We start from the raw sequence: 14,603 nt of genomic DNA on the forward strand, positions 1-14,603 counted from the left end.
GGCTGAAAAGCCGCCTTTTTGATTTACAGATTTACAAACTCCAGAATTCTCCCGGTTCCCGCAGAGACAGGATGAACGCCTGAAGCAGCTTCAGGCACTGGTCCATATCTCCCCAATCGATAACTTCGTGGGGGCAATGGGCATACCTGGAAGGAATGGAGATCACCCCGGTGGGCACACCGGCCTTCTCCTTGTGCATCTCCCCAGCATCAGTGCCAATGCCCGGGAACACCTCGATCTGACAGGAAATGTTCAGCTTGGCGCACAGCTCCTGGAGACGGCGGCGCACTTTGGTGTTGGCCACAAGACTGCCGTCCATGGCCTTGACTCCAGGGCCACCGCCCAGCAAAATGGTGCCGTCGTTGACGCTTTCCGGCGTATCGCTGGCCGGGGTAGTGTCCACCGCCAGAGCCACATCGGCGGCAATCTGCTGGGAGGCTGCCCGAGCGCCCCGCAATCCCACCTCTTCCTGAGAGGAAAAGACGAAATACACCTTGCCATGAACCTGGGAGAAATCGGTCTCTTCCAGAGCTTTCACCAAAAGGACACAGCCGGCCCGGTCGTCAAAGCCGTGGCCCAAGGCCCGGTTCTGTCCGAAGTCTTGAAGAGGTGTGGCCCAGGTGATGCTGTCTCCTTCCGAAATGCCCATTTCCCGCACTCCGGCATCGTCTCGGGCTCCCACATCAATATAGAGCTGGCGGTAATGCCGCACCAGCTTTTCATCGTCGAAGCGGCGCATATGGCAGGAAATTGTGCCGATAATCCCATGGCAGGCCCCCTTGGCCCCATGCACCAGCACATGCTCCGAAGGCAGCACCCGGTCATCGTGACCGCCCAGTTTTTCAAAACACAGCAGGCCGTTTTTCTCGATCTTCCGCACCATAAAGCCCACTTCATCCATATGGGCCGACAGCATCAGGGTAGGGCCTTCCTGACCGCCCTGCTTCATCACGATGAGATTGCCCAGCCCGTCCACATAGGCTTCGTCGGCCAGGGGCGCCACCCGGCGGTAAAGGTACTGGGCCACATTTTCTTCAAACCCACAGGTGCCCGGCAGGGACACCAGCTCCCGCAGCAGCTCTTTCATCCTTCGTTCCTCCTATCCTTTCTCCGGCACTTCCCCGGTGATCTGGATGTACTGAGGGGTATGGCCGGTGTGCTTCAGATATTCCTGGAACCCTTCCTGGGAGATGAGCAGGCTCTCGGTGTTGCGGCAAGGGTGGACGCAGAAGGCGGGCAGCGCGGCCACATCCTCATCCACGATCAGATGGATCTCATGGTTTTCGTCAAACACCAGCCCCAGAGGCGAAATGGAACCGGGACGCACGCCCAGGGCCTGATACAGCTTGTCCTCGTTGCCAAAGCTCAAGCGGGAGCGACCGACCTTTTTGGAGACCTCTGCCGTGCGGAACTTCTTGTCCTCCCCGATGAGCAGCAGGAAAAATTCTGTTTGCTGCCGGTTGGCCAGGAACAAATTTTTGCAAAAAGGTGCACCCAGCTTTTCCCCGATGGCTTTGCAATCCTCCATGGTGGCCGCTTCCGGATGGGCCATGCTCTTGAATTCAATGCCCCATTCTTTCAGCAAATCATAAATCGCCTGCGGCGAATTTCTCTCCATTGGTCTTTCCTCCTGTTCAGGGCAAAAGCGGGGTGTGTTTCCCCGCTTTTTGCCTGCTATCTATTTTTACATTTCTTCCCGTGTGAATCCCAGATGCCGCACTCTTCCGCCGTCCATCACAAGTCCTGTGACCCGGTTGCCGGAACCTCTGGTGAAGGTCAGGCGCAAAGTGAGACCACCGATCTGCACTCCATACTGATCCCGGCCCAGAGGATACAACCGGCCCTGGCCATGGCGGGTGTGGGAAGCATACAGAAAACCTTCCTCTTCGGTGATGAAATACCGGGTGTCCACTTCATCGCTTTGATAGGCGCCCTCGTATTCCAGCAAAAAGTCAGTGTCCTGGGGAGCGGTATCCACCTTTACCAAAGGATACAGATTGGCTCCCATCCGGCAGGCCGCCTTTTCTTTGCCCAGATAAATTACATCTTCCAGGTAACCGATGCGGTAGCAGCTGCCCTCCACAGGATGGAGCGGAGTGCCGTTCTCCCCTCCCAGATGCAGCTGGCCTTCCTGATCCCGGCAAACAGTGAAGCAGGCCAAGCTGGGCTCTTCCGCCCAATAAACACCGGTTTCTTCCTGCTGAGGCATCTGCTCCAGCAGATACTGCTGATGCTGAGGCTTTTCCTCTTCCAGTCCCAGCACCACCCGGGCGATCTGCCGGGCCGCTACGCCGGGAATGGTGTTCTGGGTGTTGCTGACAATGGCGATATCCAGATCGTCTTCCGGGTCGTAAAAACGGATGGTGTGGGCCCGGTAAGCCGCGTCCACTCCCCCGTGCTCCAGGAAGGGATGGCCTTCGTATTCTCCCAGCATCAGACCGCCGCCATAAATGCTGCGGCTGCCATCGGCCAGCACCGGCCGCTCCATCATCTTTTCCACCGTTTCTTTCCGGCAGATGGTGGGATTTTTGTAGTTTTCCAGCAGCTTCATCAAATCGTGGACAGTGGTGTGCAGAGATGTGGCCCCATAGGCCGAATAATTGATGGGGTGATAGGTAAATGTCCCCTCTCCGTCATCGTCATAGGAATAGGCCCGCCCCGGAATCACCTGAGTATAGGCCGTTTTGATGCAGGTATGATCCATGCCCAAAGGAGCAAAGATCCGCTGGGCGGCAAATTCCCTGAGGCTCAGGCCAGAGACCTTCTCCACCACATGGGCAATGAGGGTGAAATTGGAGTTGCTGTACAGATACTCGCTGCCGGGCTCAAAATTCAGGATGGTCTGCATGGAGATCATCCGTTTTAGATCTTCCATGGTGATGGTGTCGTCAATGCGCACGCCACGCATCATCAGAAGCTCCCACTGGTCCCGGATGCCGGAAATATTGTGCATCAGATCATACAAGGTCACAGGCTCACGGAACAGAATCAGTTCCGGGGCATAGTCCCGGATGTCGTCGGTGAGACGCACCTTTCCCTCTTCGGCCAAAAGCAGCAGACTGAGCACAGTCACCTGTTTGGAAACCGAGGCCACATGAAAAACGGTGTTTTCCCCCACCGGGATCTGGTGTTCCAGATTGGCATAGCCGAAGGATTTATCGTAAATCACTTCTCCCTTCCGCCGCACCAGCACCTGCCCACCGGGGCACAGGCCGCTTTGCCAACGATGGAAAATGGAATCGATCTTTTTTTCTTGCTGCAGCGTGAGATATGTACTCATTTTTTCAGCTCCTTTGCCTTTTCCTCTTTCTTTTCTCGACTGCGATAGATGAAATACAGGGTCATGTCGGTGCCCACCATCAGGAAGTTGATGATATACAGCAGCATGACAATATCCTGGCTGTACAGGATCTTATGGGTAATACCGGCCACATATCCCAGCTCGATCACCATGAGAAAAGCCAGGCTTTTGCCTTTGGTGGATTTGGTGCGCAGGGATTTGGCGATGTTCATAGGCCAGGCCGCCCCAAAGCAAGCCAACATCAGTGCTTCAAAAATACTCATTTCCAATTTCCTTTCTTTTCGCTATAATAGCGCTATGATCATAAGTAAACGAAGCAAGTCAAGGGTACCACATTCGGCAGGTCTTTGCAACCGCCTGCCAACAGCAAAAAGGAGAACAGAAGATGATCAAGGACCATGTATTCAAGTACTATATCGGCCAGAACAAAAGCTGCTCAGAATCCCTCTTTCTGGCGGCCTGCGAAGACCGGAACATTCCGGTGACGCCGGAGAACCTCAAGCTCATCGGCGCTTTTTGCGGCGGCGTATGCTGCGGCAGCCTGTGCGGCGCAGTGGCCGCTGGTGCAGCTGTCATCGCCCTGCGCACCGGCGGGATGGACCTGGATGCCCACGGAAATCCGGAGATGCGGGAAAAGGTAAAGGCTTTTGTCACCCGGTTTCAGGAGAAGGCCGGCAGCGAACTGTGCCAGAATGTGAAGGAAAAATACTTTGTAGAGGGAGACCGGTGCCTGGCCACGGTGGAGCTGGCCGCCGATGTACTGGAAGAGTTTCTGAACTAACAAAAAACAGCCCAAAAGCGGAAGGGACGCCCCTTCCGCTTTTTTTGTTCTCTTTATTTTTGCAGCTGAGCGATCATCTCTTTCAGCACCTCAACGCAATCGCCCACAATGGCATAGTGAGCCGATTGGAAGATGGGGGCATCCGGGTCGGTGTTGATGGCCACAATGGTCTCGGCCCCGCCGATGCCGGCCAGGTGCTGAATGGCCCCGGAAATGCCGCAGGCGATATACAGCTTGGGAGCCACCGTCTTACCGGTCTGCCCCACCTGCATGGGATATTGGGCCCATCCGGCGTCCACCAAAGGACGGGAAGCGCCTACCTGGCCGCCCAGCAGTCGGGCCAGTTCATAGGCATACTGCATATTTTTCTGGCTGCCAATGCCTCTTCCCACGGCCACAATGATCTGAGCGTCGGCAATGGTCTTGCTCTGGGGCGCAGGCTGGGCCGATTCCACCTGTACCCGGCCGGAGAGGGCCGGAACCGGAAGGCGTACCACAGTACCCTGCCGTGCCTCCCCCTGTCCCATGGGAAATACCCCCGGTCGGACGGTGGCCATCTGAGGCCGGTGGTTGGGGCAAACGATGGCAGCCATCAGGTTGCCGCCAAAGGCCGGGCGGGTCTGCTGCAAAAGCCCGGTTTCCTTGTCGATCTCCAGCACAGTGCAGTCGGCGGTAAGACCGGTGCGCAACCGGGCGGCCACCCGAGGCGCCAGACTGCGACCGAACTCGGTGGCCCCGAAAAGGAGGATCTCCGGACGGGCTTTTTCGATCACGCTGGCGAGGGCATCGGCCCAGGGCTCTTCTGTGGGATAGACCAAAGATTCATCCTGGCACAGATAGACGGTATCTGCTCCATGGTCGATCAGTTCCTGGGCCGGCTTCTCCACATCTTTGCCCATCAAAAAGGCAGAAATGCCGCATTTTGAATTGGACTGAAGTTCTTTGGCTTTACAGAGAAGTTCCAGGGTCACATTGTGGAGTTTCCCTTCCCAGGCCTCGGCGGCCACCAGAATCCCCTTCCAGCTGTCCAGGTCCTCCCCGCCCTTTTCCTGCATGCGGGAGATGGCGCCCAGTTTGCAGGAATCCAGGCACATACCGCAGGCGATACAGCTTTCTCCCACATGGGCTTTTTTGTCTTTGATCTCAATGGCCCCCTGGGGGCAAGTTTTCACGCACAAGCCGCAGCCAACGCAGCGGCTTTCATCGATCACGATACCATCCATCATGCTTCCTCCCCTGTCAAATGTTCCTCTTTCAGCAAACGGCACAACGCACCGGCCGCCTGCTTTTCATTTCCCTGAAGGAACTGACATTCCACTGTTTTCTCCGGCGTAAAGGTGCGTACCACCTGAGTGGGCGATCCTTTCAGACCAATACGGGCCGGGTCAGCCCCGGTGTCCGCCGCCCCCAGCATGGTGAAGGGGGCCTCCAGGCTCTCCCGCACGCCTCGGATGGACGCCATGCGGGGCATATTGATGTCTTTGGCCACAGTGATGACTCCCGGCAGTTTCATCCGCACCACCTGAGTGCCATAGTCGGTGACTTTACGGCAGAGAAGCTCCGTGTCGCTGGCTTCCAATATTTCGGACACATTGGTCACATGGGGCACGCCCAGGTCCTCGGCCAGTTCCGGCCCGATCTGGGCGGTATCGCCATCGGTAGCCATGCGTCCACAGACGATCAGATCAAAATCCCCGATGTGCCGTGCACCCAGAGCCAGGGTATAGGCCGTAGCCAGGGTGTCGGCCCCGGCAAAGGCCCGGTCGCTGAGCAGCAGAGCTTCGTCCACTCCCTGGGACATGGCCTCCCGCAAAATCCGCTGGGTGGCCGGGATACCCATACTGAGGGCGGTAACTTTGCCCCCCAGCTTTTCCTTCAGCCGTACAGCCTCTTCGATGGCGTATGTATCAAAGGGATTGATCACCGACTGGCGTCCATCCCGGATGATGGTCTTGGTTTCCGGGTCCAATTTGACCTGGTTTGTGGAAGGCACCTGTTTGATGCAAACGATGATCTTCATTTGTTTTCCTCCTCCGGCGCAAACAGATTTCCCCGGTTGAGCAAATTCTGGGGGTCAAAAGCCTTTTTCAGCTGCCGCATTTCCCCGATGTGCTTTTCCCCGTACATCACCTTCAGGAACCCGGCTTTCAATTTGCCCACGCCGTGCTCGGCGGAAACGGCGCCGCCCTTGGCTGTGATCTTTGCAGCCCAGTCGTTGTAAAGTTCTTTGCCTTTTCGGTATTCTTCGCTGTCATTGGGCAGGATATTCACATGGAGATGGTTGTTGCCCACATGGCCCCAGATGGCCGACTGGAGCCCTCTTTCTTTCAGCATGGTGTTGTACATCGCCATGGTCTCTTCCAGTGCAGCATCGGGCACGGCCATATCGGTACCCAGCTTGGTGATCTCCTTGTTCTTTTTCTTCCGCTGGTCGATGAGCATATTGACGCACTCGGGAATGGCATGGCGGAAGAACATCAGCCGGTCCAGATCGGTCTGGCTGCGGGCCACCCAAGTGTCCTCTTCCTTCCCTCCGGCCTGCTGGATGGCTTTTCCCAGTTCCAGCAGCCGGTTTGTCATATCCTCTTCGGTATCCCCATGAAGCTCCACATAAATGGCGGTCTCGTATTGCTGGGGAATGTCATGGATCTGGGCAAAAGCACTGTTCTCCCGCTTTTCCCGACGAAGAATCTCCAGGGCATCTCCATTGAAAAACTCCGCCGACACCGGATGGATATCAAAACGGTCGCATCCCTCCAGCTGCTCCCCACGGATGAGGCGCACATAACGCAGGGCCTTTTCCTCCTGGTCAAAGAAGGCCGTGACGCCCCAGATGATCTGCGGCAGGGGCAGAAGCCGGATCTCGATCTCGCAGGTCACGCCCAGTGTGCCATCGCTGCCGATGAACAAGTCGATAAGATCCATATTGTCTTCGGCGTAATAACCGGAGGCATTTTTGGTGTGGGGCATCTGATACGAAGGCAGTGTAAAGTGAATTTCCTTGCCGCTATCGGTCCGCAGCGTCCCCTCTCTCTCCTGGGCAAATTGCTCTCCCCGGCGGAGGGTCAGGGTCTCCCCGTCCATCAGCACCACTTTCAGTCCATTGATATATCCCCGCACCGAACCATAGTGGAAGCTGCGGGCCCCGGAGGCGTTGCAGTTGACCATGCCGCCCAGGGAGGCCGAAGTCTCGGTGGGGTCCGGGGTAAAGAACTGCTCCGGCGCCCGGCAGAAGGCCGTATAGGCCGCCTTGGCTTCCTCGGTCCAATCCGCCGTCTGAAAACGCTTGCCGGAGATCATCTTCCGCAGCTCGGACAGCAGCACACCAGGCTGCAAGGTAAAATAGAATGTGCCGGTCTGCTCATCCTGGCGGCAGGAGAGCACCTTGTCCATCCGGCTCAGGTTCATAGCGTGTCCCTCGTAGGGCACGGCTGCCGCGGCCAGACCAGTGCGGGAGCCCTGCACCGTCGCAGGGATCTTTTTTTCGTACATCTCTTTCAAAATGCTGGAAACATCCTCTGTGGTACGGGGAAAAGAAATACTCTCCGCCTTTCCCACACTGCGGGATTCGTCCCGCAGATATTCCTCATATTCTCCGCTCATCGGGCGGATCAATGCGTTTGCCATATGATCGCTCCTTTTCACGGCTTAAAAGCCGGTGGCTTATTCAACACTCCTTATTCTAGACCTCAAGGGAGCAAAAATCTTTTGAAATTTTGAGACATTGTTTGCATATCTTGTTATTTCGGTGTATACTGGAGATACTTCAGCGAATCGGTGGGGAAGGTCTTTTATGGAAACCGACAACAAGCAAAATTTCTGCAAAGATTTCTACATCAGCTTTCATCAGAATGCTTCCTGGAAAATGGACAAGTTTCATTTCCACGATACCTATGAGATCCTTCTATGCCTGTCGGACGGAGGCGAATTTTTCGTAGGGGAATCCACCTACCCCATCAAGCGGGGCGGACTTCTGGTGTTCAACAGCATGGATCTGCACCGCAGCTCCGGCAGCACCCAGCCCAGCTACGACCGGTATGTGGCTCACTTTATCCCCGAATACGCCGCTGGCCTTTCCACTCCCCAAACCGATCTGCTCCGCTGCTTTGAGCATCCGGTGGGCTCCTATACCGGCAATGTGCAGCTGAGCGAGGAGCAGACACAGCAGCTCCTGTCCTATTTTGAAAAGGCCCGGAAGGCCGGGCAGAAGGGAGAATACGGAGACGATCTCCGCCGCCAGATGGCTTTTATCCAGCTGCTGCTCTATGTGAACTCCCTGTACGACCATGTGCATCGGGATCATCTCATCGTTCAGAAGGACAGCTTCCACAAAGTACAGCCCATTTTGTCCTATGTGCAGCAGAATTTCCAGAACCCCATCACCCTGGACAGCATCGCCCAACAGTTTTATATGAGCAAGTACTACCTGTGCCATCTGTTCAAGGATGTGACCGGTTTCGGCCTCAACGAATACATCATCAATCTGCGCATCCTCAAGGCCCGGGAACTGCTGCGGCAGAACATCTCGGTGCAGCAAGTAGGAGAGATCGTGGGTTTTTCCAACAATTCTCATTTTATCCGCACATTCAAAAGCATGGTGGGGGTCTCCCCCGGACAGTACTCCCACCGCTATCGATAAACATAACAAAACAGGACAACCCTTCTGGTTGCCCTGTTTTTCATTCTTCCTCCGGAAAGACTTCTCTGAGAAGCTGCCGGTATTCCTGTACCAGTCCCCAATGGCTCTCCAAAGGCGCCATGGCCTCCCCCAATTCCCGGTAATACCAGCGCTGCTTTTCTTTTCCCCGGTGAAACCGGCTCCAAAGAGCATCTCCCAACTCCCGATAATCCAAGCAAATGCTGCGAAGATTGGAAAGTTTATCCGCACAGGTGATGAGCTTTACATCCATTGAAATTTCAGATTTCAACATCCGAATGGTGTGTTCCTTCCGCTCTTCCCAGGACAAAGCCTTGTCCTCGCTGCACCCTTCCACCAGCTGCCGCACCACAAGGCCAAAGGCTTCCTCCAGCTGCTCAGAGGTGACAGAAGTATCCTCCAAAGTGTCGTGGAGCAGGCCAGCACAGATCACTTCAGCCGTCGCTCCCGCCTGGGCGAGAGTCTGGGCGACCTCTGCCGGATGGGCGATGTAGGGCACCGGGCTCCCCTTCCGCTTCTGTCCCTCATGGGCCAAGGCGGCAAACGAGTAGGCCCGATGGAGCAAAAGCCCTTCTTGTGTTTTTTCCATAGTTCCTCCTTGCAAAAAGGCCCCGGAAGATTTCCGGGGCCTTGGCTTTCATTTTACTGGGGCACTTTCACATCGGCGGGAATGGGGCAATGATAGGGCTTTCCGCCGGTCTTCTCTGTGAATTCCTTCTGGGCCTTCTCCAGAATCTGAGGATCTTCCAGGATCTTTAGGCCCCACAGAGCCATGGCCTTGGCGGCATAGATCATACCCTTCTGGCCCACACTGCTGCCAGAGCAGGAAGTGATCTGCCAGCTATGACCAGGAGCGCCCACATTCTCGCAGGCGGTGTTGAAGGTGACGGTGGGACAGATGTAGCACACATCACCCACATCGGTGGAACCGAAATCGCCTTCCACGCCCACAGGCAGAACGCCGGTGTGGAGATGGGTGCCTTCCGGCAGGCCGTAACCGGCAATGGCTGCGGCATACTGATCGGGCCGGGCCTCGTCCAGCTTCTGGGCAAACTCCAGCTCTTCAGCGGTCCAGGCCTCCTGAGGAGTCTCCACCATGCAATCATGGATCAGATCCACCAGCACGCCGTTGTTCAGCGTCTGATAGCAGCCGCCCATAAACTCGATCTCCAGTTTGGTCTCGGTCATATGGGCCGCGCCTTCGGCCACCTTCACCAGGCGGTCATAGACCTCGTCCACGGTCTCCCGCTTGGGCGCACGCACATAGTACCAAACAGTGGCATTATCCGGAACGATATTAGGTGCAGTGCCACCTTCGGTGATGGTGTAATGGATACGCACATCGGTGGTCACATGCTCACGCAGGTAGTTGGCGCCCACATCGGTCAGCTCCACGGCATCCAGGGCCGAACGGCCGTTATGAGGATCGCCGCCGGCATGGGCGGTGACGCCGTGGAAATGGAACTTCACGCTATTGAGGGCCAGGGAATTGCCCATGGTCACCTCATTGGCCGTGCCAGGATGGAAGGCGATGGCACAGTCCAGCCCGTCAAAGGCATGGCCCCGGGCCATGAAAGATTTACCGGTGAGCAGCTCTTCTGCCGGGCAACCGAAGTAAATGATGGTGCCCTTCAGGCCCTTCTCCTCCATCTCGGCCTTCATACCCAAAACAGCGCCCACATGGCCAACGCCCAACAAGTTATGGCCGCAGCCCTGGCCATAGGCCTGGCCTTCTACGGCCTTCTGCTGGGTACCTACTTCCTGACTCAGGCCGGGCAGGGCGTCATATTCTCCCAAAAAGCCGATGACCGGTTTGCCGCTTCCCCAAGCGGCTTTGATAGCGGTGGGCACTTCCCCGGCCCCCAGCTCCACGGTGAAGCCGTTTTTCTCCAACAGCTCTGCGGTCCACTTCTGGGCATTGTATTCATGGTATCCGCCCTCCGGGCAAGCCCAGATATCCAGGCTCAGCTTTTCCAGCTGGGAACGGTTTTTGTCGATGGCCTCATAGGCGATCTTGCCGGACATAACGATCACAACTCCCTTTTCATTTGATTTTACAGCTTTACAGCACTATTTTTATTATATCGGCGGAAAAAAGCAAAGTCAACGAAGGCCCCTGCCAAAGTTTCCCCCCTTTAATTTGTGGACTTTCTCCCATGGATGAAGCGCAGCATAGAATAATAAAAGATCGCAAGTTCAAAGGAGGCTTCTTCTCTATGCCGCAAAAAAGCTATGACCGCCCAGCCGCCCTGGCCTATGCACGCAAATGGGCCCTAGGACGCAATCCTGCCTTTCTGGATTTTGAAAACCTGGGGGGCGACTGCACCAATTTCATCTCCCAATGCGTTTACGCCGGGTCTGGTGTGATGAACTTCACCCCCACCTTCGGCTGGTACTACCGCTCCCCCTCTTCCCGGGCCCCCGCCTGGACAGGGGTGGATTTTTTCTACAACTTCATGACCGGCAACAACGGCCCCGGCCCGGTGATGGAGGAAGTGCCCATTTTCCGCCTGCTTCCCGGGGATGTGATCCAGCTGGGCACCCAGGAGGGCCAGTTTTATCACTCTCTGCTGGTCATCCGCACCGGCCCCATCCCCACCAGGGACAGCATCCTCATCGCCACCCATACCTATGACGCCTATCTCCGCCCTCTCAATACATACGATGCCCCCCGGATGCGTTTTCTCCATGTGAAGCATGTGAATCTCCCCTAACCCTTGCATTTTACCCTTTCCGGGTGTATCATGTGAAAAGAAATATGGATGAGAAAGGAGTGGAAAGATGCGCAATTCTTCCTGCCGGTAATGTGTTTTTTTACGGTCTTGTGCCGTGCTGCCGCAGGAGAAGTGCGCCCTTTCCTTCCTTTTGCCGTCTGGTGCAGACGGCTCTTTTGGCTGTGCAGGCCGGGGGAAAGAGCTTCCCTCGGCCTGCATTTTTTACTGTTTCAAACGCAGCCAAGGAGGTTTTTTTATGTCTCTCATCCAAGTAACCGATCTGACCTTTTCCTATCCTTCCAGCTATGACGAGATCTTCTCCCATGCCAGCTTTCAAATCGACACCCGGTGGAAGCTGGGGCTCATCGGCCGCAACGGCCGGGGCAAAACCACCCTTCTCCGCCTTTTGATGGGGGAATATCCCTATGGCGGCTCCATTCACTCTTCGGTGGAGTTTGATTATTTTCCCTATCCTGTCCCCCATCCGCAACATCGGGCCGGAGAAGTTCTGGCCGCACTGTGCCCCCAGGCCCAGCCCTGGCAGATCGCCCGGGAGATCTCTCTGCTGGAAGTGGAGGAAGCGGCTTTGGAGCGGCCCTTTTCCTCCCTCTCCCAAGGAGAACAGACCAAACTACTTCTTTCGGCCCTCTTTTTAAAAGAAGGGCACTTTCTTCTCATCGACGAACCCACCAATCACTTAGACGAAGAAGGGCGGCGGAAAGTGGCCGCCTAGACGGAATACCGGCCCAGCAACAAAAAAGCCCGCGCTGATAACCAGCCGGACTGCTTCCTTTTTTGATCTGTCTCGCTCGCCAGGCCGGTATTCCGTCCACCCGGCGAACAGACAGTGGTATTTAATTTATAAAGCGCAATCAGGCTGCGCTGTCCATGCTTTCATGCAATGGAATTGATTTATGTTTGTAAGAGGAATTATCTTTGTGGATGGTGTTTCATTTCGGACTCGTTCTTCTACACGGCCTCGCCTCCTTTCCTTTCCGTAGTCTCTATGTAAAAGCCTTTGGCTGGCTTTCCTATCGATGGTTTTAGTATACCTGGCATTTATGTCCAAAGTTTGTACAGCTTTTAAATATTTTCCTTCGGCTTTTCCGTTATTTTTTCGTCAATTTGCCGATTCGCCGAATTTTTTTCGCTATTTTTGTTCATTTTGCCTTTTCCCAAAAATAATGGGCTTTTCCCCGGCCAATTCTCTGTTTTTCTTCGTGAAATCATATAATACTAAGAAATCTTTTTTATGCAAATTTCTCAACTTTTACCTTTCATCCCATTCTCGAAAAATAAAAAAGCAAATTTGTGAGCGTTTTAACGGAGTTTTTTGTTCCGTCACTTCCCAAAATAGTATATAATACAAAGTGGAAATAGGCAATCTGCACAGGACACCAGTCCTGTGCGGCAACTGACACAAATCCGATTTTGAGGAGGAAACTGCAATGGCTTTCAAAAGCGACATCGAAATCGCACAAGCGACCACTATGGCTCCCATCGGGCAGATCGCCGCATCCATCGGCCTGACCGAAGACGAGCTGGAGTATTACGGAAAATACAAAGCGAAGGTGGATTACAACCTTCTGAAAACCAAATATAAAGATACCCCCAATGGCAAGCTGATTTTGGTTACCGCCATCAACCCCACCCCGGCTGGCGAAGGCAAAACCACTACCACCGTCGGTCTGGGCGACGCTCTTCATCGCCTGGGCAAAAAGGTGGTTATCGCCCTGCGTGAGCCCTCTCTGGGGCCTGTGTTCGGCGTGAAAGGCGGCGCTGCCGGCGGCGGTTATGCCCAGGTTGTGCCCATGGAGGACATCAACCTCCACTTCACCGGCGACTTCCACGCCATCGGTGCGGCCAATAACCTGCTGGCCGCTATGATCGACAACCATATCTACCAGGGCAATGCCCTGCAAATCGACCCTCGCCGGATCACCTGGCGCCGCTGCGTGGATATGAACGACCGTCAGCTTCGCTTCATCACCGACGGCCTGGGCGGCAAAGCCAACGGCATGCCCCGTGAGGATGGCTATGACATCACCGTGGCCTCGGAAGTTATGGCCGCTCTGTGCCTGTCCTCCGACATTCTGGATCTGAAAGCCCGGCTGGGCCGGATCATCATCGGCTACACCTACTCCGGACAGGCCGTCACCGCCCACGATCTGAAGGCCGAAGGCGCCATGACCGCGCTGTTGAAAGACGCCCTCAAACCCAACCTGGTGCAGACCCTGGAAAAGACCCCCGCCTTTATCCATGGCGGCCCCTTTGCCAACATCGCTCACGGCTGCAACAGCATCACGGCCACCCGTATGGCTTTGAAACTGGGCGATTACGCCGTCACCGAAGCCGGCTTCGGCGCCGACCTGGGTGCGGAGAAGTTCCTGGACATCAAGTGCCGCATGGCCGGCTTTGTTCCCTCCTGCGTGGTCATCGTGGCCACCGTCCGGGCCCTGAAGAGCCACGGCGGCGTGGACAAGGCCAATCTGAACGAAGAAAATCTGGAAGCTCTGGAGAAGGGTCTGCCCAACCTGCTCAAGCACATTGAAAATGTGACCAAGGTCTGGAACCTGCCTGCTGTGGTGGCCATCAATGCCTTCCCCACCGACACCCAGAAAGAGCTGGAACTGGTGGAGCAGAAGTGCCGTGAGATGGGCGTCCATGTGGCCCTTTCCCAGGTGTGGGCCAAGGGCGGTGAAGGCGGCGAAGAGCTGGCCCGCGAAGTACTCAAGCTCATCGACACCGCCGATCTGTCCCACTTCCAGTTCACCTATCCCGATGAAATGGGCATCGCTGAGAAGATCGAGACCATCGCCAAAACTATCTACGGCGCCGACGGAGTGGACATTCTCCCCGCCGCCAAAAAGCAGATCAAGCAGATCGAAGAAATGGGATTTGCCCATGTGCCGGTGTGCATGGCCAAAACCCAATATTCCCTCTCCGACGACCAGAAGAAAAAGGGCCGTCCCCAGGGCTTCAAGATCACGGTACGCAATGTAAAGATCTCCGCTGGAGCCGGCTTTGCCGTGGCCCTTACCGGCGATATCATGACTTTGCCCGGCCTGCCCAAAGTTCCGGCTGCCGAACACATCGATGTGGACGAAGCCGGCAAGATCTCCGGCCTGTTCTAATGGTTTTTACCGATCT

Annotated in this window: 14 protein-coding genes; 5 read left to right on the plus strand and 9 right to left on the minus strand. The window is 55.6% G+C overall.

The genetic code is table 11. The annotated features are described in order from the left end of the window. Positions 1-31 precede the first annotated feature (31 nt). The 4 genes from KQI26_RS05445 to KQI26_RS05460 form a co-directional block, all read right to left on the minus strand. Entirely contained in the window at positions 32-1,087 is a 1,056-nt protein-coding gene (locus KQI26_RS05445; protein ID WP_216503597.1) for a M42 family metallopeptidase, read from the minus strand. 12 nt (positions 1,088-1,099) lie between these two features. After that, the gene (locus KQI26_RS05450) at positions 1,100-1,618 is read right to left on the minus strand and encodes a prolyl-tRNA synthetase associated domain-containing protein (protein ID WP_216503599.1); all 519 of its coding nucleotides are present in this window, start codon (positions 1,616-1,618) and stop codon (positions 1,100-1,102) included. 66 nt (positions 1,619-1,684) lie between these two features. Beyond that, a complete protein-coding gene (locus tag KQI26_RS05455; RefSeq protein WP_216503600.1) occupies positions 1,685-3,280 on the minus strand; it encodes a serine hydrolase in 1,596 nt (531 codons plus the stop codon). Beyond that, positions 3,277-3,564 (minus strand): hypothetical protein, encoded by a 288-nt coding sequence (locus tag KQI26_RS05460; protein ID WP_216503602.1) that lies wholly within the window; start codon positions 3,562-3,564, stop codon positions 3,277-3,279. The genes KQI26_RS05455 and KQI26_RS05460 overlap by 4 nt, the downstream gene beginning before the upstream one ends. 122 nt (positions 3,565-3,686) lie before the next feature. Between KQI26_RS05460 and KQI26_RS05465 the strand changes: the two genes are divergently transcribed. Beyond that, positions 3,687-4,082, plus strand: coding sequence for a C-GCAxxG-C-C family (seleno)protein (locus KQI26_RS05465; protein WP_216503604.1), 396 nt, complete (start codon positions 3,687-3,689; stop codon positions 4,080-4,082). Between the two features lie 53 nt (positions 4,083-4,135). On the opposite strand, the gene KQI26_RS05470 is transcribed toward KQI26_RS05465, so the two are convergent. Genes KQI26_RS05470 through KQI26_RS05480 form a run of 3 tightly spaced genes read right to left on the minus strand, consistent with a single transcriptional unit; the run spans position 4,136 to position 7,709 of the window. Next, positions 4,136-5,308 (minus strand): electron transfer flavoprotein subunit alpha, encoded by a 1,173-nt coding sequence (locus KQI26_RS05470; protein WP_253292693.1) that lies wholly within the window; start codon positions 5,306-5,308, stop codon positions 4,136-4,138. Further along, the gene (locus tag KQI26_RS05475) at positions 5,305-6,102 is read right to left on the minus strand and encodes an electron transfer flavoprotein subunit beta/FixA family protein (RefSeq protein WP_216503605.1); all 798 of its coding nucleotides are present in this window, start codon (positions 6,100-6,102) and stop codon (positions 5,305-5,307) included. Before KQI26_RS05475 ends, KQI26_RS05470 begins: the two co-directional genes overlap by 4 nt. Then, positions 6,099-7,709: an FAD-binding oxidoreductase gene (locus KQI26_RS05480; protein WP_216503606.1), complete on the minus strand. Its 1,611-nt coding sequence runs from the start codon at positions 7,707-7,709 to the stop codon at positions 6,099-6,101. Before KQI26_RS05480 ends, KQI26_RS05475 begins: the two co-directional genes overlap by 4 nt. Positions 7,710-7,875: 166 nt before the next feature. Here KQI26_RS05480 and KQI26_RS05485 point away from each other — a divergent pair, with 166 nt between their 5' ends. Beyond that, the gene (locus tag KQI26_RS05485; protein ID WP_216503607.1) at positions 7,876-8,721 is read left to right on the plus strand and encodes an AraC family transcriptional regulator; all 846 of its coding nucleotides are present in this window, start codon (positions 7,876-7,878) and stop codon (positions 8,719-8,721) included. A 40-nt stretch (positions 8,722-8,761) separates the two neighbouring features. On the opposite strand, the gene KQI26_RS05490 is transcribed toward KQI26_RS05485, so the two are convergent. Both KQI26_RS05490 and KQI26_RS05495 read right to left on the minus strand, forming a co-directional pair. After that, positions 8,762-9,328, minus strand: a complete 567-nt coding sequence (locus tag KQI26_RS05490) for an HD domain-containing protein (RefSeq protein ID WP_216503608.1) — start codon at positions 9,326-9,328, stop codon at positions 8,762-8,764. Positions 9,329-9,381: 53 nt separating this feature from the next. Further along, positions 9,382-10,764, minus strand: a complete 1,383-nt coding sequence (locus tag KQI26_RS05495; RefSeq protein WP_216503609.1) for an amidohydrolase — start codon at positions 10,762-10,764, stop codon at positions 9,382-9,384. A gap of 191 nt (positions 10,765-10,955) precedes the next feature. Between KQI26_RS05495 and KQI26_RS05500 the strand changes: the two genes are divergently transcribed. From KQI26_RS05500 to KQI26_RS05510, 3 genes are all read left to right on the plus strand, one after another. Beyond that, the gene (locus KQI26_RS05500; protein ID WP_118746787.1) at positions 10,956-11,453 is read left to right on the plus strand and encodes an amidase domain-containing protein; all 498 of its coding nucleotides are present in this window, start codon (positions 10,956-10,958) and stop codon (positions 11,451-11,453) included. Positions 11,454-11,709: 256 nt separating this feature from the next. Then, entirely contained in the window at positions 11,710-12,186 is a 477-nt protein-coding gene (locus KQI26_RS05505; protein WP_216503610.1) for an ATP-binding cassette domain-containing protein, read from the plus strand. Positions 12,187-12,901: 715 nt separating this feature from the next. Beyond that, entirely contained in the window at positions 12,902-14,587 is a 1,686-nt protein-coding gene (locus KQI26_RS05510; RefSeq protein WP_216503611.1) for a formate--tetrahydrofolate ligase, read from the plus strand. Positions 14,588-14,603: the final 16 nt, after the last annotated feature.

The organism is Intestinimonas sp. MSJ-38 (genome assembly GCF_018917925.1).
In the GTDB taxonomy this organism is placed as follows: Bacteria; Bacillota; Clostridia; order Oscillospirales; family Butyricicoccaceae; genus Pseudobutyricicoccus.